The sequence below is a fragment of the Micromonospora sp. LOL_015 genome, from assembly GCF_048060275.1.
In the GTDB taxonomy this organism is placed as follows: domain Bacteria; phylum Actinomycetota; class Actinomycetes; order Mycobacteriales; family Micromonosporaceae; genus Micromonospora_E.
Map to the genome: position 1 here is coordinate 1 of NZ_JBHMIO010000059.1, position 22,670 is coordinate 22,670.

Below are 22,670 nucleotides of genomic sequence, written 5' to 3' on the forward strand. Positions count from 1 at the left end.
CCACGTAACATCGACGAACCTCGGTGCCAATCGGCTCGAAGCCTATTGGGAAGTCCTCCAGCTAGAGGCTCGCTACTCCCACCAACTAGGCTACACATTTCTTGCACCTGGGCCAAAAACGCTAGAGACATCGAGGCAACACGATATCGCCCCCAGTAGCTGTCGGACATTTGGCCAATCAGCTCCATATCTGTCGAGGCCCGAGAATCCAGTTTCGCCTGAACATCAAGGACCTCATCGTCGTCGACGTAACCTAGCGCAACCCAACTCGAAAGCGCGTCGAACCGAGAGACTGGCAGGCTCCGGGACTGCAGCGCCACGTCCCCGCCGATCAGCGTCGGCGGTAGGCTATAAGAGCCGAGCATTGCGGCACGCGCGCGTTCCTTCTCGCCGACCGACCTTACAAGCCGTTCGTACCGGTCTGGGCGGAAACCCCAATCAGAAGCGTCGACTCCTGCACCAACTTCGCAATCAGTCGACATTTCACGGGCACGAGGTTTGGTCCGGCAACGTCTGCCAGCAACACCAGCGCCTCGGGTGGTCCGGCCGTAGCGGACAAACGGCAGGTGACGCGTCAGGTGAGGCGGGCGGAGAGGTCGTCGAGGTCGTCGACGAACCAGATCTGCTTGCCCCGGTTCGACTCGGTGACCAGGTCACGCAGTGCCGTACTGCCCGCCGTGTAGGCCGCGATGTCGCCGACGATGACCAGCCGCAGCCGGTAGTTGACGAACTTCTGCATGATGCCGCCGGCCACTCCGGTCCGCAGGGTAAAGAAGCGTTCGTCGAGCCGGGGCACCGGAATCGCCACGACCTCCGCACCGGCGAACGTCGCGCCGATGACGTCCAACGCGTCCTGCTCGGTGGCGATCGACGGCCCGTTCGGGTCGCAGACCAGCACCGGCACGCCCGCCAGTTCGACGATTTCGTCAGCCATCGTTCCCCGTTCCTTCGCTCGTGCTCGTGTGGAACATGCCGCTCTCCGCCCGCGTCACCGCGTCCACGGTGGACAGGATTTCGGCGACGGCACCCGGGCCACCGAAGACGATGACCTTGAGCCGGGCCCGCAGCGGGTCGTAGACGGTCTGTAACCGCAGCGGCGGCTCAGCCGACAACCCGCTGCCGCTCTGCGAGCCGGCGACCAGCAGGGTGCTCAGCCGGTCGGCGTCGACGGCACTGAGCCCGTCGACGTCGACGACCGCCGACACCTCGATGCCGGGACGGGCCGCGCCGGCCGGGCGGCCGGTGAAGGCGTCGAGGTCGGCCGCCGCGATCCGGTACTGCTTGCCGATCCGTACGGCCGGCAGCCGTCCGTCACGGATATAACCACGCACCGTACGCACGTGCAGGTCAAGCCGCTCCGCGACCTGCTCGACCGACAGCAAAACACTACTCATGCTTCCCTATCTGCAGGTTCAACCGCGATAATTGGGAAGGATAGCGCAGACAATGCCAACCGACCACCATCCGAAACCGGCTACCGCCCGCTACCCGGCTTTGTCGCACCGGTCCGATACAACTTCTCGCGTACGGATGACCGGTCCCGCAGCGGGCCGTCCCCGGTGACGGCTGACGACGGCTGCGCGAAACACCCCCTGGAGGGCAACTCAGTGGATGCGGACGACGCCGCCGCCTCGCAGCGGCGCAGCACGGTGCGGGTGGTGCCCGCCGCACGACCCCGCAAGCTGACGAAGGTGCCCTTCGTCGAAATGGCCGACGGACGCCTGCAGGGCGTGGTGTCCAGCGGGTCGGACATCGAGCGGGTGTACGTCTCCTCGATCGCCGCCGGCACCCACGAGTTGAGCTGCCGGACCAACAACAACCGGCCCTGCGGCGGGTTGAGCAACGGGGCGCCCTGCAACCACATCGCCCTGCTCGCCGAGGAGGCGATCGTGCAGTACGGCGCCGAGCAGGTGGTGCGCTTCCTCCGGTTCGACCCCGACATGGAGGTCACCATCGGCCATCAGATCGTCTGGATGCTTGATCGCAACGTCCAGGTCGCGTCGGTGTCGCCAGCGGCGGCCGTGTTCAGCCGGTTCCTGCGTCACTTGTCCTACCTGGAGCTGCCGGGCAGCGTCGAGGCGCTGCCCGAGCTGCACTGGTTCCCGGCCGGGGCGGTGGCCCGCTGATGCGCGGGGCGCAACTCACCGACCTGCTCGACAACAGCCCAGCCGGGCTGACCGAAGCGCTCGACGTGGTCAACGGCTTCGACCAGGCGCTGGTCGGCGGCCTCAGCCGGCTCGACCCGGCCCGTACGGCGGCCTTGGCCGCGCTGGCCGGCGCGGTCGCGTCCACCCCGCTCGGGTCGGCGCTGGCCGAGACGGTCGACAAGGTGGCCGCCGGCTCGGTCGGTGACGAACATCTGCTCCGGCTGGCCAGTGCCCGGACGGCGATCGTCGGCGCGGTGCACGACGCGCTGCGCGAGCAGGCCGACACCGCGCTCGGCCGTACCCGGGTGCAGTGGCCGACCCCGACCCCGGCCGCCGGCCCGGTCGACGGGCGGCTGCTGGCCGCCCGGTCCTGGCTGACCGAGTTGGCGATCACCGGCTGGCGCAACGTCGACCACGACCTGGTGGCCACCAGCCAGCAGGCGCTGCATGCGCTGCTCGCCGAGCCGACGTTGCGCCGCGCCGCCGTGCTGCTCGACGGGCTGGCCGCCGAACTGCACCACAGCAGCCCGGTGGCGACCATGGACCGACTGCCGGTACGCCGCTGGGCCGACCTGTGGGCCCGCGCCATGCTGCTGACCAGCCCGGAAAGTCAGCCGGCGGCAGCGGAGCCGGTCTCCGGGCGGCTGCTGATCCTCGGCGCCGACGTACACGAGCATGCGACCGCCGTACAGCTGCAGGTCCATGCGCTGCTGGAGACGCACGGCGAGCCGACCGGTGACGACGCCCCCCGACTGGTCCGGGTCAGCGTCTCCGCCGCGAAGGTCGACACGATCGTCGGCCCGGTGATCTGGCAGCTGCTCGCCGCGCATCCGGCGTTGCTGGCCGCGTTGGCCGGCCGGCTCAGCCTGGACGTCACCGGGATGCCGCTGCACCCGGGCGGCGACCTGGTGTGGCACGACGGGCAGGCCCGGCCCGGTGAGCCGGCCGACCCGTTCGCGGTGGCCCGGGTGCAGCTCGGCGAGGCGCTCGCCCCGGCGGTGCCGCCGCTGGACCGGCATCCGGTGTCGATCGCCGAGCCGGTGCTGCTGGAGGGCTACACGGCCAACAGCGACGACGCCGGGTTGAGCTTCGACCTCGACGGCACCCGGATCGCGGTCGACACCGACCGGCTGCCCGGCTGCGGCCCGCTCACCGCCGACCTGGTCGCCGCCTCGACTGCCTGCCTCGGGCTGCTGCGCTGGGACGACGGCGGATGGTCGGTGCAGCCGATCGGTGTGCAGGCCACCGTGAAGCGTAAGAAGGTGGCCGTGCACACCGGCGACTGGGCGCAGGGGCCGACCGATCCGAAGATCGCCAAGGCGGTGGCCCGCTCCGGCGACCCCATCGCGGTGCTGCGCGAACGGGCGGGACGGTTGCTGCGGAAATGACTTCCCCGAACACGAACCATCACGAGAACCGGCGGCAGGTGCTCTACTGGCGGCTGCTGGCCCAGCTGTTCGACGGCCAGGAGCAGGCCGCGCTGGAACGCGGCAGCATGGCGGTGGTCGACGACATCGGCCTGCCGGCCGCGGTGCTCAACCCGTCGGTCTCCGTCGACACCGTCGTGCAGCGTTTCCCGGAGTTGGCCGACGAGCTGCCCGGCCTGCTCGCCCCGCCAGCGCAGGACGACCCCGCCGGGTCCACCGACGACGCGGCGGACCATGCCGACCCCGCCGGCGGCGCGGCGGGCCAGGTTGGAGCTGACGAGGTACGCCGGGCCGCGCTGGCCTCGAAGCTGCTGCTCAACATCTTCGCCACCGGCACCGGTGACGTGTCCGCCGGTCAGCTCGCCAACTGGCAGGCCGACGCCGCCTGGTATCAGCGGGCCTGCGGCACCGCGCCGGGCCGCCGCGACGGGGTGCTCGGCGCCATCGAAGGCGACCTGGTGCGCCGGATGCGGCTGCGTGAGGTGCTTGCCGATCCGGCGCTGGCCCGCCAGCTCACCCCCAGCATGTCGCTGATCGAGCAGCTGCTGCGGGACAAGTCGAACCTGTCCGGGGTGGCGTTGGCCAACGCGAAGGCGCTGATCCGCCGGTTCGTCGACGAGGTCGCCGAGGTGCTCAAGACCCAGGTGCAGCAGACCAGCGTCGGCACCATCGACCGGTCGGTCCCGCCGAAACGGGTGTTCCGCAACCTCGACCTGAACCGCACCATCTGGAAGAACCTGCCGAACTGGAGTCCGGCCGACGAGCGGCTCTACGTCGACCGGCTGTACTACAAGCAGACCGCGAAGCGGACCACCCCGGCCCGCATGATCGTCGTGGTCGACCAGTCCGGCTCGATGGTCGACGCGATGGTCAACTGCACCATCCTGGCCTCGATCTTCGCTGGTCTGCCCAAGGTCGACGTGCACCTGGTCGCGTACGACACCCGGGCGCTGGACCTGACGCCGTGGGTGCACGACCCGTTCGAGGTGCTGCTGCGCACCCAGCTCGGCGGCGGCACCGACGGCACGGCCGCGTTGGAGCTGGCCCGGCCGAAGATCACCGACCCGCGCAACACCGTACTGGTGTGGATCTCCGACTTCTACGAGTGGAAGTCGCAGGAGGTCTTCGACGGGCTGCAGGCGGTGCACCGCAGCGGCGCCCGGCTGATCCCGGTCGGCTCGGTCTCCAGCGGCGGCCAGCAGAGCGTCAACCCGTGGTTCCGGCAACGACTCAAGGACCAGGGCACCCCGGTGCTGTCCGGGCACGTCCGCAAGCTCGTCGTCGAGCTCAAGAACTTCCTCACCTGATCCCCCCTTTCCACTCGCCGTACGAGCACCGTCGACTAGGAGAAACCGCACCATGACCGCAGAGATGCTGCGCGCCCCCGCCGAGATCAAGTACGCCGAGGAGCTCGACTGGCTGGAATCGATCGACAACAGCCCGAAGCCGTACTCGTGGCGGTTGAGCCCCAAGATGGTGCGCCTGTTCATCCTCGGGTCCGAGCGCGCCGACGGCCTCGACCGGGAGATCCCGCAGAAGTGGTTCGGTGACCGCAGCTTCGTCGAACGCAGCATCGTCACCCTCGCCTCCGACCGGGGTCTGCTGCTGATCGGCGACCCGGGCACCGGCAAGAGCTGGCTGGCCGAGCTGCTCGCGGCCGCGATCTGCCGCAACTCGACCCTGGTGGTGCAGGGCACCGCCGGCACCACCGAGGACCACATCAAGTACTCGTGGAACGTGTCGATGGTGATCGCCAAGGGCCAGTCCCGGCAGTCGATGATCCCGTCGCCGATCATGACCGCGATGGAGCAGGGCGTCATCGGCCGGTTCGAGGAGCTGACCCGCTCCACCAGCGACGTGCAGGACGCACTGATCTCGATCCTGTCCGAGAAGTACGTCTCCATCCCGGAGCTGGACTCGGACAACATCGTCTTCGCCCAGCCCGGGTTCTCCATCATCGCCACCGCGAACAGCCGCGACCGGGGCGTCAACGACCTGTCGTCGGCGCTCAAGCGACGGTTCAACTTCGTCCGGATCCCGGTGATCACCAATCGGCGCAGCGAAGCGGAGATCGTCCGGTTCCGCACCACCGAACTGCTGCGTCGCCACCAGATCGAGCTGGAGGTGCCACCCACCCTGCTGGACGTGCTGCTGCAGAGCTTCGCCGACCTGCGCAAGGCCGCCGCATCGGCGACCAGCGACGACGAGAAGCTGGAGTCGGCGCTGTCCACCGCCGAGCAGATCGGTGTGCTGGAGGACGCGATCCTGCACAGCCAGTTCTTCGGTGACCGGACGCTGCGCGCCGAGACGCTGGCCAGCTCGATGGTCGGTTCGCTGGCCCGGCGCAGCCCGGAGGACCTGGCGATTCTGAACAAGTTCTGGCACGGGGTGATCGAGCCGCGCAGCAAGGCCGACGGCGGCGAGTGGCCGGCCTTCCTCGAAGGCGGCCGGCAGAGCATCGCGACCCTGTCATGAGCGAGCCCGTCATGAGCGAGCCGGTCACGGGTACGCCGGTCGCGGGTGCGTCGTCGGACAGCCGGTTCGGGGCGTTGCGGGAGCAGTTGGCAGACGCCGCGACGGCGTTCGCCGGCTCGCCCGACGCGTTGACCGGCATCCTCGCCGGCCTGGTCGACGACGTCGACCACGCGCTCGGCGAGGAGTTGGAGATCTTTCCGGTCTGCCACCACTCCCCGTCGTCGGCGTTGGCGATGGCCCGCCGGCTGCGCGACAAACAGCCCAAGGTGATCTACCTGGAGCTGTGCGAGGACATGCAGCCGCTGCTGACCGAGCTGCGCAACTGCGAGCTTCCGGTGGCGTTGCAGGCCTTCGCCAGCGACCTGGACGGCTTCCCCGCCGGGGCCGGGCCGTTGAGCGTGATCGCGCCGATCACCGAAGCGTCCGCCGAATATCAGGCGATCGCGTACGCGCTGGAGACACCGGGCGTGGAGCTGCTGCTGGTGGACCGATCCACCGACCACGTCTTCCAGTGGCAGTCCGACGACCGGACGGACCCGGCCGCCGCTGCGGACGGCGACGACGAGCCGGCGCAGCAGAGCGGGCAGGGCCAGCAGGGCCAGGCAGACGGCGAGGACGACGAGAAGGCGCTGCACGGCGACGCCGTCGGAGTCGGCATCGGCGACCTGCGCCCCGGGTTCGCCGAGTTGGAGGCGTACCTGCTGCACCACGGCAAGGTGCGGCACTGGTCGGAATGGTGGGACCAGTACGTCGAGCAGCCGCTGATCGGCGCCGACCACGACACGTACCGGCAGGTCATGGTCATGATCGGCAGTCTGTTCCGGCGGCTGCGGCCGAGCGACGCGGCGCGACTCGACCGCGACGAGGACCGGGAACGCTACATGTGGACCCGGATGCGCGACCATCTCGCCGCCTCCGGTGCCGACCCGGCCGACTGCCTGTACGTCTGCGGCGCGTTCCACGCCGCCAGCCGGGTCGAGCAGTTCGGCGTCCGGTCGACCGCGCCGTTCGAGATCACCGCGCCGACCGGCACCAAGTGGCGGTACGGGCTGATCCCGTCCAGCCACTCGGCGATCGAGGCACAGTTCGGGTTGGCCGGCGGCACGGTGTCGATCGCCGCCAGCACCTGGCGCAAGGCGCTGACCGGCAGCAAGGTCACCCCGTACCGGCTGGCCGGGCAGCAGGGCGGCCGTAAGAGTTCGGCCCGCAAGACGAAGAAGGCGGCGCGGCCGACCGCCGGCGGTACGGCGGGGGCCGCGGCCCCCGGTGACGACCGGCTCAGCGGCTTCCTGGCCGCCCCGAGCCGGCCTGGCGAGCTCGACGAGGCCGAACTGCGCGGCTGGTCGGTCGACATCGTCCGGCTGGCCCGGCGCAACGGCTACCTGGCCAGCACCGCCGACGCGATCGCCATCTTCGAGACGGCGGTGCTGCTGGCCGGGATGCGCAACCGGCGCCGGCCCACCCCGTACGACTTCGCCGACGCCGCGGTCACCTGCATCGAGAAGGACGTGGTGCCGGGCCGGCGTGACGTACGCCGGCTCTGCGAGATCATGTTCGGCGGTGACCGGATCGGTCGGGTCGGCTACGACGCGATGCCGCCGCTGGCCCGGGACGTCTACGACCGGCTGGCACCCATCGGGTTGGACCCGAAGCGGCGTACCGTCCAGCGGGCGCTGCTGGACCTGCACGGCCAGCCGGAGCTGCGACCTTGCTCCGATCTGCTGTGGATGCTGCGACGGCTGCTGCCACCGGAGGTGGTCCGGCCGATCATGGGCGAGCGGCGGCTCGGCGAAAAGTCGGTCCAGGAGAGCTGGGACGTCGCGATCGGTCGCCACCAGCGGTCGATCATCGAGCTCGGCTACGAGGGCGTGACCATCGAGCAGGTGCTCGAGCAGCGGCTGCGCCGGGCGGCCTGGGATCCCCAGGCCACGGCGGCGCACGCCCTCGGCGCGGTGGAGGAGTCGCTGCTGTTCCTGCAGAACCGGCGGCTCACCGACGAGCTTGGTGCCCGTGCCGTGCAGTTACTCGCCGCCGAACGCACCGCCGACGGGGCACCGGAGGTGTTGCAGCGGATCCGGCAGCTGCTGGCGTACTACCGCACCAGCGGTGAGCCGCAGCTGCCGGCCTGGTGCCAGGACTTCGTCAGCACCGGGTACGCCCACTACTGCACCCTGCTGCCGACCGCGTTCGTCGACGACGAGACCGGGCTGCGGCAGGTGGCGGCGATGCTGGGCTTCCTGATGACCATGGAGAGCGTCGCCATGGCGTTGGGCTGTGACCGGACCCAGCTGGAGCTGGCGGTACGTCAGTCGCATCCGGAGGCACCGGCGAAGATCGCGTTGCACTGGGCGGCGCAGTCCCAGCTCGGTCAGCTGCCGCTGGCCGAGCTGCGCGACCGGTGCGCGGATCTGCTGGCCAGCCCGCTCACCGTCGGGGCGTTCCCGCACTACCTGAGCGGGTTCGTGCAGGCGTTGGAGCCGGTGCCGACGCTGGCGCCGTTCGTGGTGGAGGTGCTGTCGGCGGCGTTCGGCCAGCTGCCCGACCCGGTGCTGCTGCCCTGGCTGCCGACGCTGATCACCACGCTGCGGGAGCAGGCCGGCGAGTTGGTGCCCATCCTGGTCCGGGAGGCCGGCCGTACCTTCCCGGCCTCGCTGCCGGCGCTGGACTCCTGGACCCCGCCGTGGGCCGCGGTCGCCCCAATCGCCGCGCGGACCGGCTCGGCGGGCGACGGCGCGGCACCTGCGGCGGAGTCCGCCCGGTACGCGATGTCCGGGCCGGCACCGGAGCTGCTGGCCGAGTTCCCACTGGCCGCTGTGGCGGTGGCGGACCTGCTGGGCTGCGCCGCCGACCCGGTCGGTGGCGCAGCCGCCGCGCCACCGGCCGCCGGGGAGCCGGCGGTGGCCGACCTGTTGGAGAGGTTCCCGACGAGCGCGGCTGGGGTCGCCGCCCACGTCGGACTGGTCCCCGCCGCCGGTTGACAGTGACCCGGGGGGGCGCCGGTGCCGGCGGTACACCGCCGGCACCGGCGAGGGCGGGGCACTCGTACCCCTCGACATGCTAGGTTTGCCGCGTTGCAGTTGATTTCTTCATGCCGTCTGCCTGATCGCAGCCGGCAGCAGCCGGGCATTGGCAGATTCTGCCGGTCTCTCCGGACGGAGATTGATGAGTGCGGCAGCAGAGGTCCGCACGTCGCGGACCCGTCACCGGCTAGGAGCAGACATGGCAATCGGCACCGTGAAGTGGTTCAACGCTGACAAGGGTTTCGGCTTCATCACCCAGGACAGCGGAGAAGCTGACGTCTTCGCCCACTTCACCGCGATCGCGTCCAGCGGATTCCGTACCCTCGAAGAGAACCAGCGGGTGGAGTTCGACGTCGAGCAGGGCCAGAAGGGCCTGCAGGCGGCGAACATCCGGGTGATCTGAGGTTGTCCCCGTCCCTTGGGACGCGACCGTTGACGGCGTCGTCCCAGGGCGGGCTGGCACCGGATCCCCTGCAACGGCAACTCTTCGACGACGCCGCCGGCGCCGACAGCGGCGGAGCGGACCAGCTCCGACTGACCAGGGTGCCGCTCGCGGCGGAGATCCAGCTGTTCCTCGCCGACGATCCGACCCTGCTCTGGGCCCGGTTGGAAGCCGCCGCCGGCCGGCGGCTACCGCCGCCGTACTGGGCCTCGGCGTGGGCCGGCGGTCAGGCACTGGCCCGCTACCTGCTCGACAACACCGACGTGGTCGCCGGGCGGCGGGTGCTCGATGTCGCCTCCGGCTCCGGGCTGGTCGCCATCGCGGCGGCGATGGCTGGTGCCGCGACGGTCACCGCAAACGACATCGATCCGTACGCCGCGACGGCGATAGCGCTCAACGCCGTGGTCAACGACGCCCGGCTCACCACCACCGTCGACGACCTGCTCGACGGCACCGTGACCGAGGTGGACCTGGTGCTGGCCGGCGACGCGTTGTACAACGCCGAACTCGCCACCCGGGTGCTGCCATTCCTCGGCCGGCTCGCCGACCGGGGCGTGCAGGTGCTGGTGGGTGACCCGGGCAGGGGCCACTGCACCTTCGACCGGCTCGAACCGGTCGTCAGCTACCACCAGCTGAACGCAGGCGCTGCCGAGGACTCGTTGCTCGACCGTACCCAGGTACTGACCCTCCTGCCGCATCGCTGACTTGAAGTCAGCAAGTGAGCGCGGAAGCGATGCAGGGCCGCCGCGTGGTCCCGGCGCGCCGGACGGCGCAACCGGGACCACGGCCAGCGGTCGCCGTACGGCTATCCGACCGGTACCGGCCCCGCGTTGCCGGGCAGCCGGGTGACGCTGGGCGGCAGCTGGGCCGCACCGGTGGACCGGCTCGCCGACGCGTCGGTCGGGCAGAGCGCGGTCAGCAGCAGCGTCTGCCAGGCGACGTCGACCGGATGCGCGTCCGGGAATCCGACCTCGTAGTGGCTGAGGTTGATGCCGGTGGAGAGCTGGCGTGCGCCGTCCCGGCTGTGCAGCGAGATCGTCAGGTGGCCGAGCACCGCGCCGTCGTGCCCCCAGAACTCGCCGCACGGCAGCGGCGCCGAGTAGATACCGAGCCCGTAGCCGCCGAACTGCGGTGCGGACGGGTCGAACGGGACCGTGGTGAGCATCTCGTCGAGGGTGTCCGCGTCGAGCAGTTCACCGCCGAGCAGCGCCCGGTAGAACGTGTTCAGGTCGGCGGTGGTGGCGATCATCTCGCCGGCGGTCCACGCCCAGCTCATGTTGAACTCGCCGAGGTCCCGCACACCGTACGACGCGAGGTAGGCGCCACCGTGCGGGCCGCGGATCGTCGGGTCGACGCCGGGGAAGTAGGTACCGTGCAGCCGCAGCGGTCGCAGGATGCGTCGCTGCACCTCGACGACGGGGTCGTTGCCGGTGACCGCCTCGATCAGCAGGCCGGCGAGGATGTAGTTGGTGTTGGAGTAGCTGAACATCGCGCCGGGCGCGTTGGTCGGCGGCATCGCCAGGCCCGTCGCCACCAGATCCGCCGGCGGGTACGTGGTGACCTGCATCTGGCTGATGGCGGCGTGCGAGGTGATCATCGCGTTGGTGTAGTTGCCGATGCCACTGGTGTGGTTGAGCAGCATCCGTACGGTGACCTGCTCGCCGACCTCGCCGGGCACCGTCTCGGGCAGCCACTGCCCAATCGGGTCGTCGAGCCCGAGCCGGCCTTCGTCAACCAACTGCAGCACCGTGGTGGCGACGAACGTCTTGGTGATGCTGCCGATCCGGTGGCGCATCCGGGGCTGCATCGGGCGGGGTTTCGTGGCGTACGCGTGGCCGGCGGCGGCCTGCCACTCGTGCCGGCCGTCGCGGACGGCGGCCAGGACGCCGGGTACGCCGGCTTCCGGCACGTCCTCGAGTACGGACTGCAGCTCGGCGCGGTCGATAGCGCCGCCGGACGAGCCGCCCGACGTGGATCCACCGGTGGACGGACCGGCGGAGGGGCTGGGTCGTGCCGCGGCAGAAGCCGGCACGACGGCGATCGCCGCCACCAACGTCACGCTGGTAGCGGCGACCCGGAGCGTCCTGAAAAGGCTAGACATACTTACAGGTTGACGGCCTGGCCGGTGTGACGCATCGTGCTCAGGTGCGAGAGCCGGCTCCCGCTGGCGGACGACCCGGCCTCCTGCCCGCCGGCGGTGGTCACTCTGGAGCGGAGATGGTCACCGTGGCCCCCCGCCGTACGGTCAGCAGCAGTGCGCGACACCGAGCGCCACCGCGACCGCTCCGACGCAAACGTCCGGGCCGTCGCCGGCGCCGGTGAAGACGATCGGGACGGTGTTGTTCGACGGGTCGGACTCGGTGGACGGCCCGATGCTCTCGGCGACGATCGTTCCGTCCGTACCCGGCGTCGATTTGATCATGAGTTGGAGGGTGTGGGTGATCCGCCCGCCGCCGGACGCGGTGGCCGGGAAGAGGGTCTCGAAGTTGCACCGCAGCGCCGCCGACTCGGGCAGTCGCGTCCCCGGCTCGCCCTCGGTGTGGCACCAGTCCGACGGCAGCAGGACGGCGCCCGACGGAGCGATGACGGTCACGCCCGGACCGCCGCCGTCGGACGGCCCGTTGTTGACCACGGTGAAGGTCAGGTCGACGGTCTCGCCCGGCGCACCGGTCACCGGCGCGGCCGTGACCGCGATGTCGAACGCGTTCAGCCTGGTTGGTGTCCACGGCGAAGTGGTCGACATTGTCCTCGGTGTCGATCTTTTCGAGGAGCGATGCCGCCGAGCGGCCCGCCGACGCCTGAGCCTTCGCCAGCGCCCCGTTGATCGACTTCCCGCCTGCCGTTGACGCCCGTGCCTGCGCCTGTGCCGGGACGCAGGCGACCACCCGGGGCCGACTTCGGCGGCAGGTCGTATGGCAGGTACGCCCACTGACAGCCGGTCCGGTACTGGTACCTGTTGACCAGCAACAACCCCTACTCACGAACGATCTGACGGGGGGACGGTCCGACGAGAGCGACCGGCCCGGTCACGAACGCGCCGCACAGCGGATTTCCGCCAGGATGACCAACAGCGCCACGACACGGGGGTTACGCGCTGCGTACACACCACGGGAAGGCGTGTGCAGCCAGCCGCCGCTGATCAGCTGGCGCAGGTGATAGTATAGCTGACTGGTCATGCCGAGTCCGGCCTCGACAGCCAAATCTGCGGAGTGCCGGACGCCGGCAAGGATCTGACGCAAGAGCAGCAGTCGCACCGGATGTCCGAGAGCACCGAGCTGGCCAGCCATCTCCGTCCAGTCGGCGGCGAGAGGTTCCTCCATGGTGGCGCTGTCCCGAAAGTCGCACTGCTCACCGCTGGACAGACGTACTCTGCCCGGGAGGGTGACGCCCTCTCCCTGGTGCGCTTGCCGGTCGGCCACCTCGGCCGGCAAGCGCATCGACAAGATCCAGCCGGGCGGTCAGGTCGGCGACCCGTTGCTCGAGCTCCCAGATGCGAAGGTCGATCGACTCCATACTCTAATCGTGCGCGCTCGCGTAGGTTCCGGTCCACTACGAGCACGGTCGGCACCGATGGTGACAGTCAAACTGCTCGAGAGGCCATAGTGGGACCAGGAAATTTCGCACCGACTTCGGCGGTCAGAGTGAACCAACGGCGCTGCCGGATCTCCGCACCAGGAGGACACACCCCAGCGCCGAAACAACCGCCTGCGCGAGCAGCCAATGCCAGCCAGGCGCCTCTGGTGCCTGCAGCATCACGAGGCCGGCCGAGACCGGCAAAGTCAGGACGGCTAGGACGTCGATGCCGTTGAGGAGCCACAGCAGCATGCCGGCGGGGAACGCCCCGAACGGTGTGTCGACCAGGATGGTGCCGATCGAGACGGCGCTCGCCTTCGCCCGTTGGAAGGCGCCCACCGCGACGGCCGGGCCGGCCAGCAGACCGAGCGCCCACCACGGTCCGACGAGCGAGCCGGCGGCCTGTAGTGCGGCCAGGGTGACGGCGAGCCATACACCTGCGACGATAGCGGGAACCACGAGCCGCTGAACGGTCATCTGGCGGCCTGTTGTACCGAGCAGCCGCAGCATCGCCGGGTTCGAGGCGTCGCCGTGGATGGATTCCGCAGTGAGGCCGGCGGCGGCGAGCGCGCCGATCAGGACCACGCCGAGAAGGAGCCAGGCGGGACCATCGGCGAGGTAGACCGGGACGGCGGCCGCGCCGACCGGCCACCACAGCCGCGCTGCCTTGCGTCGTAGGATGATCAGATCCTGGGCGATGAGCGGCGGAACCCGGCGGGCAGGCAGCAGGCGCGTCGTCCGTATACGGGTGCGGCTGCGCCAGAAGCGGCGGGCGCTCATCTCAGTCAGGTAGGAGGGTTCGACCGCATAGACGACATCGGCGTACGCACCTGCGTTGATCGACGCCTCGGCGATCGGCGCGATCGGCCAATTCTCCAGCCCTCGCCAGGTCAGCACTACCGCGATCAGCCCGACAGCCAAGGCTGCGGCACCAGCAGCAAGCACTACCACGGGCGGTATGAGCGGGGAGGGCAGGCGGTGGTTGCCAGTGGTACGCAGCGCGGCGGCCAGGACAAGGCAGCCTGCGCCGATCGCGATGCCGATGCCGTCAGCGAGCCGGGCGAGGGAGGGCCGCAGTTGGCAAGCAAGCGCGAGCAGCGTCGCGAGGACCGCGGCCGCCATGCCGGTGATGGCGGCGGCCCCCAGCACCAGGAGCCCGGCCGGGCGGGCGGCGATGTGCCCGGTCACGGCGATACCGGTGACGGCACCGACGACAAGCGCGGCGGCGATGGTCAGTGTGAGCGCCGGTGCGAGCAGGGTACGTCGGGGGAGCGGAGCCGGCAGCAGCCAGGTGGCGTCGCTACGGCTGACCACCAACGGACCGAGCTGACGCAGTACGACGACGAACGCGGCGAAGACGGCCACCGCCCCGAGGATCGGAGTCAGCGCCAAGTCCCTGTCGGGCGCGTCCAACGGCCATACGACGCGAACTAACGGCTGTCCAAGGAGCACGACGGCCATCAGTAGAGCGAGGGCCACCGCGTAGACCGTGCCGATGTCTGCGCGGCCCTCGGCGGCGATGCGGCGGCGGCGAATCCAGCGGCGGGCATCGACGGCAGCGGGGGCGCCGCGCCGGACCGGGGCCTCGATCGCGGTCACCTCAGCTCTCCGGGCGGGTAAGCACGATTTCGTCCGCGCCGACGCCAACCCGGAACCCGTCGTCGTGGCTCGCCATGATCAGCGTGCCGCCAGCCCTTACGTACGACCGCAGGTGCGTAGCGATCGCACGCTTGATCCGTGTGTCGAGACGCTGCTCGGGCTCGTCGAGGACGAGCAGCCGGCTGGGCCGTACGAGCGTCGCGGCAAGCAGGAAACGCTGGCGCTGGCCGGAGGAGAGCGTGATGGGCAGGCTGTCGCAGAGCCCGGTCAGGCCGAGGGTCGTGCAGAGTTCGTCGATGTGCCCGTCACCAGGGTCGCCGCCGTTCACCACCCGGACCAGGTCGAGGTGCTCGCGCACGGTCAGGCCCTGATACCAGCTGTGCGACTCCACCGTGGTGGCGACCTGCCGCCAGAAGTCCGCGCCGCGTCCGGGCGCTGCTTCGAAGACGGAGATGTCGCCGGCGGACGGCTCCTGAAGGCCGGTGATGCAGCGCAGCAGGGTGGACTTGCCGGCACCGTTCTCACCGACAAGCGCGACGGCGGCGCCCTCGGGAACCCGTAGGTCGATACCGTCCAGCACCAGCGTCGAGCCGTAGGTGACAGTCACCTGCCGGATGTTCACAGCCGAGGTCATCGCAGCAATCTCAAGATCAGGACTCCGCATTCCGCCGTAGAATTCGCATCGCATCGCCCGCGGCAGGGCCTTGTTCAACCCGCTGGTCAGACTGGTCCGATCAGCGCATCTGCGCAGCAGGACCGCACCCGCGTGACCGACCAGGCCCTTCCCGCCCGAGTCGACGACCAGCCGCTGATCCCACCCGCTAATCTTACTCACCGGAAAGGTGCACCCGACTCTGCTGTGGACATGGACTCAACACCCACATCCTCGCAGTTCGGGTGCACCTTTCCGGCATCGCCTCGATCAGTCAAATCCCCTCTGAACAGGGGAGGCTATACACCGATGATGTTCGATCACATGCTGGGGTGCCAGACTGCCCTGTTTACGAGGCTCTAGATTTCCCGGCCGGTCCAGCCAGACGGATCTTACTCAGGCGCGGGAGATCCCACTTGCGGACGACCCAGCCAGCTACCGTCGGACGATGCGGCGTCATTCTGCGGAGGAGACGGTGACTGTCGCGCGCTGTCGCCCAGCGGCGAAGAGCAGCAGACCGAACAGCACCACCGCGCCGCCGACGGCCGCGATAATCCCGGTCGAGGCGCCGGTGATCGGCAGTTCGTCGCCGCTACCGGCCCCGCCGCCGCCCGGACCATCGTCCGGGCCGTCGCCCGCACCGGTGAAGACGATGGCGACGGTGTTGTTCGACGGGTCGGACTCGGTCGACGGACCGACGCTCTCGGCGACGATCGTCCCGTCCGTACCCGGCGTTGATTTGATCTTGAGTTGGAGGGTGTGGGTGATCCGCCCGCCGCCGGACGCGGTGGCCGGGAAGAGGCTCTCGAAGTTGCACCGCAGCGCCGGTGACTCGGGCAGCCGGGTGCCCGGCTCGCCCTCGGTGTAGCACCAGTCGGACGGCAGCAGGACGGTGCCCGACGGCGCGGTGACGGTCACACCCGGACCGCCGCCGTCGGACGGCCCGTTGTTGACGACGGTGAAGGTCAGGTCGACGGTCTCGCCCGGCGCACCGGTCACCGGCTCGGCCGTCACCGCGATGTCGAACGTGTTCGGCTTGGTGTGTACGGCGAAGTAGTCGACATTGTCCTCGGTGTCGATCTCCTCGATGTCGATCTTTTCGATGAGCGACGCCGCCGAGCGGCCGGCCGACGCCTGGGCCTTCGCCAGCACCTCGTTGATCGACTTCCCGCCGGCCGTCGACGCCCGTGCCTGCGCCTGCGCCGGGTCCTCAGCGACCAGCCGCGCCTCGAACGACCCGCTCGTCTCGCCCGGACCAGCCAGGTTGTTGCCGAAGTACAGGTCGAACAGCGACTCGCCCTGCTCGTCGATGAGGAACAGGGTCTCCCCCGGTGCCAGCGGGATGGTCAGCGCGCAGGTGACCCGACTCGGGCCGTACGCGTACCCCTCCGTCTTCGGGTCGTTCGGCCAGTAGGAGGTGTAGTCACAGTCGGTGTACTGGTCGACAAAGCCGACCCCGGTCGGCAGGTCCAGCCCGATCGTGTAGCTGTCGGCGGTGCTGTCACCCTCGTTGAGCACTGCGGCGTACAGCGGGGCGGTGTCGCCCGGCCCGACCGGTTCCGCCGTGGTGTTGATGTCGTCGACCATGGCGACCAGGTCGGGGCCGGAGGCCAGTACGGTCACTGGGAAGGTCTCGGTGTTGTTGGCCGGGTTGGCGTCCTGCTCGGCCGAGCTGATGGTGACGGTCATGGTGCCGGCGTCACCCGGCGGGGCACCGGCCCGGCTGACCAGCCGCACCGGGTAGAGGTGGTCGGTCAGTCCGACGGCGAGGGCACCGTACGCGCAGCTGACGACCCGGTCGGCGATCTCGCAGCCGGGGTGGTAGCCCTCGGCCAGCTGCACCGCGTCGTCGACGCCGGTGGCGTCGACGACGATGGTCACGTCGCTCGCCGGCGCATCGCCGTAGTTGTAGACGTACATGCCGAGGGTGACGCCGGAGTGGTCCACCTCGGCGACCGGCTCCCGGTCGAACGAGACGAACAGGTCCGGCCCCGGATTCTGGGCAGCGGCCGGAGCGGCCGCGGCAACGACGAGGGCACCGGCGAGCAGGGTGCCGGCTCCGAACCGGCGCCAGCCGGCTGCGTTCAGCATCATGATTCTCCTGTGGACGTGGCAGGAGCCGGACTCTATCGACAGTCCACGAAGTCCGCCACCCCAATCACACCACCGGGACCAATTGCGGCCGAGATTTCACCCGCGCTTCGAGTTCATCCGCAGCTGCTCGAAATCGGTGGTCAACGCGAACGGATCGGCCACCCGTACCGGCTCCCGGCGGTGCATCTCGGCGGCGAGCTCCCGACCGGCCCGGGAGATCCGCCCGCGCAGCGCCCCGACCTGGCCACCGCTGTCTGCGGCCTGGTCGCCGACCTTCTCCCCGGCCCAGTCCTCGGGGCCGGCGAAGACGGCGGTCGGCAGCACCACCGCACGCAGGTAGGCGAACATCGGCCGCAGGGCATGCTCCAGCGTGAGCGAATGCCGGGCGGTGCCGCCGGTGGCACCGACCATGACCGGCTTGTCGAGCAGCGCACCCTCCGGCAGTACGTCGAAGAAGGCCTTGAACAGCCCGCTGTACGCGGCGTTGAACACCGGGCTGACCGCGACCAGTCCATCGGCGGCCGCCACCGCGTCCAACGCCTGCTTCAGCGCCGGTGCCGGGAAACCGGTCAGCGTGTTGTCGACCACCTCGTGGGCGTGGTCGCGTACCTCGATCACCGTCGTCTCCAGCTGCCCGCCGAGGCCGGCCAGCTCGTCGCGGACCGCCACGGCGAGCTGGTCGGCGAGCAGCCGGCTGGTCGACGGCTGCCGTACGCCGGCGGTGACGACCGCCAGCCGACGGCGGCCGGTGCTCGTGGTCATCGCCGTCACACCGCAGCCGGCGCGGCGGCAGCGTCAGCCGTACTGTCGGCTGCGCTGCCGTCGGCCGCTGCCTTGACCAACGACGCGTGGGTGGGGGCGTCCGGCACGTGCGGCGGCCGGCCCACCGCGAACTCGCGCCGCAGCACCGGCACGACCTCCTCGCCGAGCATGTCCAACTGCTCCAGCACCGTCTTCAACGGCAGACCGGCGTGGTCGATCAGGAACAGCTGCCGCTGGTAGTCGCCGACGGACTCGCGGAAAGTCAGCGTACGGTCGATGACCTGCTGCGGGCTGCCGACGGTGAGCGGCGTCTGCGAGCTGAAGTCCTCCAACGACGGACCGTGCCCGTACACCGGGGCGTTGTCGAAGTACGGCCGGAATTCCCGGACGGCGTCCTGCGAGTTGCGCCGCATGAACACCTGCCCGCCGAGGCCGACGATCGCCTGGTCGGCGGAGCCGTGGCCGTAGTGGGCGAAGCGTTCGCGGTAGAGGCCGACCATCCGCTGGGTGTGCTCCTTCGGCCAGAAGATGTGGTTGGCGAAGAAGCCGTCGCCGTAGTAGGCAGCCTGCTCGGCGACCTCCGGGCTGCGGATCGAGCCGTGCCAGACGAACGGCGGTACGCCGTCGAGCGGGCGGGGCGTCGAGGTGAAACTCTGCAGTGGGGTACGGAACTTTCCCTGCCAGTTGACGACGTCCTCGCGCCACAGCCGGCGCAGCAGGTCGTAGTTCTCGATGGTCAGCGGGATACCGTTGCGGATGTCCTGGCCGAACCACGGGTAGACGGGGCCGGTGTTGCCGCGCCCCATCATCAGGTCGACCCGGCCGTCGGCCAGGTGCTGCAGCATCGCGTAGTCCTCGGCGATCTTCACCGGGTCGTTGGTGGTGATCAGCGTCGTCGCGGTGGACAGCAGCAGCCGCTCGGTCTTCGCCGCGACGTAGCCGAGCATGGTGGTCGGCGACGACGGCACGAACGGCGGGTTGTGGTGCTCGCCGGTGGCGAAGACATCCAGGCCGACCTCTTCGGCCTTGAGCGCGATGGCGACCATCGCCTTGATCCGCTCACGCTCGGTCGGCTCCCGGCCGTTGGTCGGGTCGACGGTGACGTCACCGACGCTGAAGACGCCGAACTGCATGGTCTGCTCCTCCTCGCGGCGAGGGCCGGTTGGAACTCCCTCGGACTACCCGGCCAAACATAGTTGCTGCGTCAACTATTCCGCGAACGCGCCGTCGATGAGGTGGGCCTCCAGCGCCCGCAGGAACCGCTCGATGTCGTCGGTCGAGAAGTAGGTGGTGTCGGCGGTCAGCCCCAGCCCCAGCCCGTCCGGCCGGTCGACAATCTCGATCCGGGTCCGCCAGGTGAACCGCTCGATCCGCTCGGCCAGCCGGAACGTGGTGCCGGCCATCGCGCCGCGTACCGTCGCCTCGTCGACGTCGCGGCCGAACAGGTCGCTGTCCGCCGACAGCCGGATGTCGTTCAGATAGCAGTGCGGGCTCACCCCGGTCGCGTACGGCAGACCAGCCGCGCCGAACGCGTCACTCAACGTCTGCGGGTCGTAGTAGGCGTGCCGGTACCCGTCGAGCGCCGCCCGCCACACCCGGGGCAGCAGGTACGCCATCCGGCGGTCGCCGGTCAGGTCGACCGGCACCAGGGCCAGCTGGTTGAGCTTGGCGATCGCCTCCGGATAGCCGTCCAGCATCCGGTTGTTGACCATCGTGTGCATGCCGACCAGGTCGTTGCCGGAGCATTCGCCGACCACCAGCGCCGCCGCCGCGAGCAGCACCGTCGAGGTGGTCGTCCGATGCCGTACGGCGAGCATCCTGGTCGCGGTGTCCGCCGCCGCCGACGTCAGCACGCCCCGCCGGAAACGCGGGGTGGCCGGCACCCGCTGCGGCATCCGGGTGTCACGCGACAACCGGCGGGTCACCTCCACCCAGTACGCCGCCGCCCGCGCCGACCGCCGCCGGTGGCTTTCCCGCTGCTCCAGGTCGGCGACGTCCGCCGACTGCGGGCCGGGTGCGTTGTCGATCCGGCCCCGGGCCAGCAGCAGCCGCAGGTCACGCAGCACCAGCTCGGCCGCCCGGAAGTCAACCGTGGTGTGGCTGAACACCACCACCACCTGGTGCGGTACGCCGTCGCGGGTCACCACGGCGACGCGCTGCGGCCAGTCGTCGGCGTGTGCGAACGGCTCCGCCGCCAACTCGTCGGCGACCCGCTGTGCCACCGCCACCGGTTCCGCCGATCCGGCCGGCACCACCAGCACCGGTAGGTCTCCCCGGCCGGCGACCAGCTGGCGAGGGTCGTCGCCGGCCAGCTCCAGCCGGGTACGCAGCGAGGTGTGCCGCACCATCAGGGCGGCGATCGCCGCGTACACCCGCTCGGGGTCGGAGCGTACCCGGCGGGGCACGGGGACGTGCCGTTTCAGGGCGAACATCGTCTGGCTGGTGCCGTGCCGCCGGAGCGCCATCCACAGTGCCCGCTGGCCCCAGGTGATCGGGGCGGTGCGCGCCGGATCCGGCGCGACGAACGACACGGTACGCCGGCCCACGGTCGACAGTTCGGTCACCACGTCGACCAGTATCAGCGAGTGTGCCGTTTCCCGACAGGGTCGAGGAAGCGCTTTCCTTCGACCGATCGGCCGATGATCTCCGCCTGGGCGGTAGTCTCCGGCAGGTGCCCCACCACGCGCGCGCCGTCCACCGGGCCCGGGACCGGATCCGACTGCTCTTCGTCAACACCCAGGAACGCGCCGCGCTGACCGCCATCGGCCTCACCGGCTATCCGCAGTGGATCGCCGCCGCCACCGGGTTGGACCCGGCGCAGATCGTCACCGTCGACGTCGCCGACGGCCAGCCACTGCCCGACACCATCGAGGCCGACGCGGTCATCGGCGGCGGCTCCGGGCACTCCGCGTACGAGAAGCTGCCGTGGATCACCCGGACCAAGGAGTTCTTCCGCGCCGCCGCTCGGGCCGGCGTACCCGAGCTGCACATCTGCTGGTCGCATCAGGCCCGCGCCGAGTCGGTCGGCGGGCGGGCGGCGATCGGCGGGCACGGCCGCCGGTTCGGCGTCGACACGGTACGGCTCACCCCGGCCGGCCGGCGCGACCCGCTGTTCACCGGGCTGCCCGACGAGTTCGACCTGTTCACCTCGCACGTCGATGTGGTCGAGGAACTGCCGGCGCGGGCCGCCGAGGGGGCGGTCGTCGAGTTGGCGTACAGCCGGGTCTACCGCAACGAGGCGCTGGCCATCGGCCCGACCGTACGGACGATCCAGGCCCACCCTGAGATCACCGCGAGCATCATTTCGGCGCTGGCCCGCAGCCGACGCGGCGCCCTGGTCCGCGAAGGCTGGATCGGCCCGGACGACGCCGACCTCGAGGCCTTCACCGCCACCCTGTACGCCCGTGAGGCGCAGATCGTCGCGACCTCGCGGCGGCTGGTCGCCAACTGGCTGCGGTACCACGTCCGCCCGGGTGTCCGGCCTGACACCGCTTCGACCGGTACGCCGTCCACCGATGCCGGTGTAGTTGCCAGTGTTGATGTTGGTGCTCAGGGCGGGGTGCCGGCAGCGGTCGGCGGTGTGCTGTGAGCGTCATTCTGCCGGCGGCGCGCAGCAGCGCCGAAGCACGCCTCTACGTCGAGCTGCGTTCGTGCGACTGCGGTGAAACGCAGTTCGAGCCGCAGGTCGAGGTCGTCGCGCTCACCGACGGCGACCTGGCCACCCGCTACCACCGCAGCTGTGCCGGCTGTGCCACCGCACGGGAGTTCCTGTTCCGGCTGCCCGCCGAGCCGGTGCGCCCGCCGGCCGGCGCTGCTTTCTCGTACGGTGGCCCGGAGCCGTCGCAGCTCATCGACCCCGGCGAGTGGCTTGCCGTCGCCGACCGGTACGCCGCCCTGGTCCCCGCCGACTTCGCCACCGCCGGGCCTGCTGTTGCCGGGCCTGCTGCTGCCGACCCGGTCACGCTCGACCCCGCTCAGCGGCGGCGTGCCACGGCTGCCCTGTCCCGGGCGATCGCCGCGCTCGACGAGGTGCTGAAGTTCATCCCGGCCGACGTCGACGAGGTGCCGGCCGACGCCATCACCAGCGACACCGGACGACGGATGCGACGACGCGAACCGGGCCGGTTCCGCCGCGACCGCCTCACCGCCCTCCGCGACACCTACACCGCCCTCCTGCAGGTCAACCGACGCTGATCATGAGTGGTGGAAGGCTGGCGCAGTTCGGCTCAACCGCCGGGCTCTGCTGGTCGGCGGCCGGTCTTCTCTTGGGAAATCAGATCAGGACGACCATGAACGTGAATGTTAATTTACTATGAACTCGACAACGCATCCCAGATGACTTAAAATAAACCCACGAGCACATCTTCTGCATCACCCCACCCAGCTGGCACGGCCCCGGCGTTGTTCCGGCTTGGGTGGTTCTGTCCGTGTTGAAAATCGGACATCGGCTGAGTTGCGGGACGAGCGCGACTCCTGATG

Annotated in this window: 20 protein-coding genes; 9 read left to right on the forward strand and 11 right to left on the reverse strand. The window is 70.1% G+C overall.

Features of this window, described 5'->3' with window-relative positions; translation table 11 throughout:
* Positions 1–574 precede the first annotated feature (574 nt).
* A complete protein-coding gene (locus tag ACFHWU_RS26335) occupies positions 575–934 on the reverse strand; it encodes a DUF4180 domain-containing protein (RefSeq protein ID WP_416591926.1) in 360 nt (119 codons plus the stop codon).
* On the reverse strand, positions 927–1,394 hold the full coding sequence (locus ACFHWU_RS26340; RefSeq protein ID WP_416591927.1) for a helix-turn-helix domain-containing protein: 468 nt from the start codon (positions 1,392–1,394) through the stop codon (positions 927–929). The genes ACFHWU_RS26335 and ACFHWU_RS26340 overlap by 8 nt, the downstream gene beginning before the upstream one ends.
* Positions 1,395–1,706: 312 nt before the next feature.
* Here ACFHWU_RS26340 and ACFHWU_RS26345 point away from each other — a divergent pair, with 312 nt between their 5' ends.
* The 7 genes from ACFHWU_RS26345 to ACFHWU_RS26375 all read left to right on the forward strand — a co-directional run bounded on the left by ACFHWU_RS26345 (position 1,707) and on the right by ACFHWU_RS26375 (position 10,215).
* Positions 1,707–2,126 carry a hypothetical protein gene (locus ACFHWU_RS26345; RefSeq protein ID WP_416591938.1) on the forward strand — a complete coding sequence of 140 codons (420 nt, stop codon included), beginning with the start codon at positions 1,707–1,709 and terminating at the stop codon, positions 2,124–2,126.
* Entirely contained in the window at positions 2,126–3,535 is a 1,410-nt protein-coding gene (locus ACFHWU_RS26350) for a hypothetical protein (protein WP_416591928.1), read from the forward strand. The genes ACFHWU_RS26345 and ACFHWU_RS26350 overlap by 1 nt, the downstream gene beginning before the upstream one ends.
* A complete protein-coding gene (locus ACFHWU_RS26355) occupies positions 3,532–4,881 on the forward strand; it encodes a vWA domain-containing protein (protein WP_416591929.1) in 1,350 nt (449 codons plus the stop codon). The genes ACFHWU_RS26350 and ACFHWU_RS26355 overlap by 4 nt, the downstream gene beginning before the upstream one ends.
* A gap of 52 nt (positions 4,882–4,933) precedes the next feature.
* The gene (locus ACFHWU_RS26360) at positions 4,934–6,049 is read left to right on the forward strand and encodes an ATP-binding protein (RefSeq protein WP_416591930.1); all 1,116 of its coding nucleotides are present in this window, start codon (positions 4,934–4,936) and stop codon (positions 6,047–6,049) included.
* A gap of 11 nt (positions 6,050–6,060) precedes the next feature.
* Complete coding sequence (locus ACFHWU_RS26365; protein WP_416591931.1) at positions 6,061–9,027, forward strand: DUF5682 family protein; 2,967 nt, start codon at positions 6,061–6,063, stop codon at positions 9,025–9,027.
* Between the two features lie 241 nt (positions 9,028–9,268).
* Positions 9,269–9,472: a cold-shock protein gene (locus ACFHWU_RS26370; RefSeq protein ID WP_123604240.1), complete on the forward strand. Its 204-nt coding sequence runs from the start codon at positions 9,269–9,271 to the stop codon at positions 9,470–9,472.
* 53 nt (positions 9,473–9,525) lie between these two features.
* Entirely contained in the window at positions 9,526–10,215 is a 690-nt protein-coding gene (locus ACFHWU_RS26375) for a class I SAM-dependent methyltransferase (protein ID WP_416556680.1), read from the forward strand.
* 101 nt (positions 10,216–10,316) lie between these two features.
* Here ACFHWU_RS26375 and ACFHWU_RS26380 read toward each other — a convergent pair whose 3' ends face one another.
* From ACFHWU_RS26380 to ACFHWU_RS26420, 9 genes are all read right to left on the reverse strand, one after another.
* Positions 10,317–11,612: a serine hydrolase domain-containing protein gene (locus ACFHWU_RS26380; RefSeq protein ID WP_416591932.1), complete on the reverse strand. Its 1,296-nt coding sequence runs from the start codon at positions 11,610–11,612 to the stop codon at positions 10,317–10,319.
* Positions 11,613–11,756: 144 nt separating this feature from the next.
* On the reverse strand, positions 11,757–12,254 hold the full coding sequence (locus ACFHWU_RS26385; protein WP_416591933.1) for a hypothetical protein: 498 nt from the start codon (positions 12,252–12,254) through the stop codon (positions 11,757–11,759).
* Between the two features lie 283 nt (positions 12,255–12,537).
* A complete protein-coding gene (locus ACFHWU_RS26390) occupies positions 12,538–12,948 on the reverse strand; it encodes an ArsR/SmtB family transcription factor (RefSeq protein WP_416591934.1) in 411 nt (136 codons plus the stop codon).
* Between the two features lie 199 nt (positions 12,949–13,147).
* Positions 13,148–14,683, reverse strand: a complete 1,536-nt coding sequence (locus ACFHWU_RS26395; protein ID WP_416556632.1) for a DUF6297 family protein — start codon at positions 14,681–14,683, stop codon at positions 13,148–13,150.
* Position 14,684: 1 nt separating this feature from the next.
* Complete coding sequence (locus tag ACFHWU_RS26400) at positions 14,685–15,317, reverse strand: ABC transporter ATP-binding protein (protein ID WP_416568879.1); 633 nt, start codon at positions 15,315–15,317, stop codon at positions 14,685–14,687.
* Positions 15,318–15,791: 474 nt separating this feature from the next.
* Positions 15,792–17,429: a peptidase gene (locus ACFHWU_RS26405; RefSeq protein ID WP_416591935.1), complete on the reverse strand. Its 1,638-nt coding sequence runs from the start codon at positions 17,427–17,429 to the stop codon at positions 15,792–15,794.
* Positions 17,430–17,525: 96 nt separating this feature from the next.
* Positions 17,526–18,191: an FMN reductase gene (locus tag ACFHWU_RS26410; RefSeq protein ID WP_416556630.1), complete on the reverse strand. Its 666-nt coding sequence runs from the start codon at positions 18,189–18,191 to the stop codon at positions 17,526–17,528.
* 5 nt (positions 18,192–18,196) lie between these two features.
* Entirely contained in the window at positions 18,197–19,324 is a 1,128-nt protein-coding gene (locus tag ACFHWU_RS26415; protein WP_416591936.1) for an LLM class flavin-dependent oxidoreductase, read from the reverse strand.
* A gap of 75 nt (positions 19,325–19,399) precedes the next feature.
* Positions 19,400–20,758: a condensation domain-containing protein gene (locus ACFHWU_RS26420; RefSeq protein WP_416556628.1), complete on the reverse strand. Its 1,359-nt coding sequence runs from the start codon at positions 20,756–20,758 to the stop codon at positions 19,400–19,402.
* Between the two features lie 104 nt (positions 20,759–20,862).
* Here ACFHWU_RS26420 and ACFHWU_RS26425 point away from each other — a divergent pair, with 104 nt between their 5' ends.
* Together ACFHWU_RS26425 and ACFHWU_RS26430 are read left to right on the forward strand one after the other, a co-directional pair.
* Entirely contained in the window at positions 20,863–21,780 is a 918-nt protein-coding gene (locus ACFHWU_RS26425) for a type 1 glutamine amidotransferase (RefSeq protein ID WP_416591937.1), read from the forward strand.
* Entirely contained in the window at positions 21,777–22,385 is a 609-nt protein-coding gene (locus tag ACFHWU_RS26430; RefSeq protein WP_416556626.1) for a hypothetical protein, read from the forward strand. The genes ACFHWU_RS26425 and ACFHWU_RS26430 overlap by 4 nt, the downstream gene beginning before the upstream one ends.
* The last annotated feature ends 285 nt before the right edge of the window (positions 22,386–22,670 follow it).

Bases quoted from the DNA above. Each gene is read 5' to 3' on its own strand.
- ACFHWU_RS26335 (WP_416591926.1), bottom strand. From the start codon at position 934: ATGGCTGACGAAATCGTCGAACTGGCGGGCGTGCCGGTGCTGGTCTGC.
- ACFHWU_RS26340 (WP_416591927.1), bottom strand. From the start codon at position 1,394: ATGAGTAGTGTTTTGCTGTCGGTCGAGCAGGTCGCGGAGCGGCTTGAC.
- ACFHWU_RS26345 (WP_416591938.1), top strand. From the start codon at position 1,707: ATGGCCGACGGACGCCTGCAGGGCGTGGTGTCCAGCGGGTCGGACATC.
- ACFHWU_RS26350 (WP_416591928.1), top strand. From the start codon at position 2,126: ATGCGCGGGGCGCAACTCACCGACCTGCTCGACAACAGCCCAGCCGGG.
- ACFHWU_RS26355 (WP_416591929.1), top strand. From the start codon at position 3,532: ATGACTTCCCCGAACACGAACCATCACGAGAACCGGCGGCAGGTGCTC.
- ACFHWU_RS26360 (WP_416591930.1), top strand. From the start codon at position 4,934: ATGACCGCAGAGATGCTGCGCGCCCCCGCCGAGATCAAGTACGCCGAG.
- ACFHWU_RS26365 (WP_416591931.1), top strand. From the start codon at position 6,061: ATGAGCGAGCCGGTCACGGGTACGCCGGTCGCGGGTGCGTCGTCGGAC.
- ACFHWU_RS26370 (WP_123604240.1), top strand. From the start codon at position 9,269: ATGGCAATCGGCACCGTGAAGTGGTTCAACGCTGACAAGGGTTTCGGC.
- ACFHWU_RS26380 (WP_416591932.1), bottom strand. From the start codon at position 11,612: ATGTCTAGCCTTTTCAGGACGCTCCGGGTCGCCGCTACCAGCGTGACG.
- ACFHWU_RS26385 (WP_416591933.1), bottom strand. From the start codon at position 12,254: ATGTCGACCACTTCGCCGTGGACACCAACCAGGCTGAACGCGTTCGAC.
- ACFHWU_RS26390 (WP_416591934.1), bottom strand. From the start codon at position 12,948: ATGCGCTTGCCGGCCGAGGTGGCCGACCGGCAAGCGCACCAGGGAGAG.
- ACFHWU_RS26400 (WP_416568879.1), bottom strand. From the start codon at position 15,317: ATGACCTCGGCTGTGAACATCCGGCAGGTGACTGTCACCTACGGCTCG.
- ACFHWU_RS26405 (WP_416591935.1), bottom strand. From the start codon at position 17,429: ATGATGCTGAACGCAGCCGGCTGGCGCCGGTTCGGAGCCGGCACCCTG.
- ACFHWU_RS26410 (WP_416556630.1), bottom strand. From the start codon at position 18,191: ATGACCACGAGCACCGGCCGCCGTCGGCTGGCGGTCGTCACCGCCGGC.
- ACFHWU_RS26415 (WP_416591936.1), bottom strand. From the start codon at position 19,324: ATGCAGTTCGGCGTCTTCAGCGTCGGTGACGTCACCGTCGACCCGACC.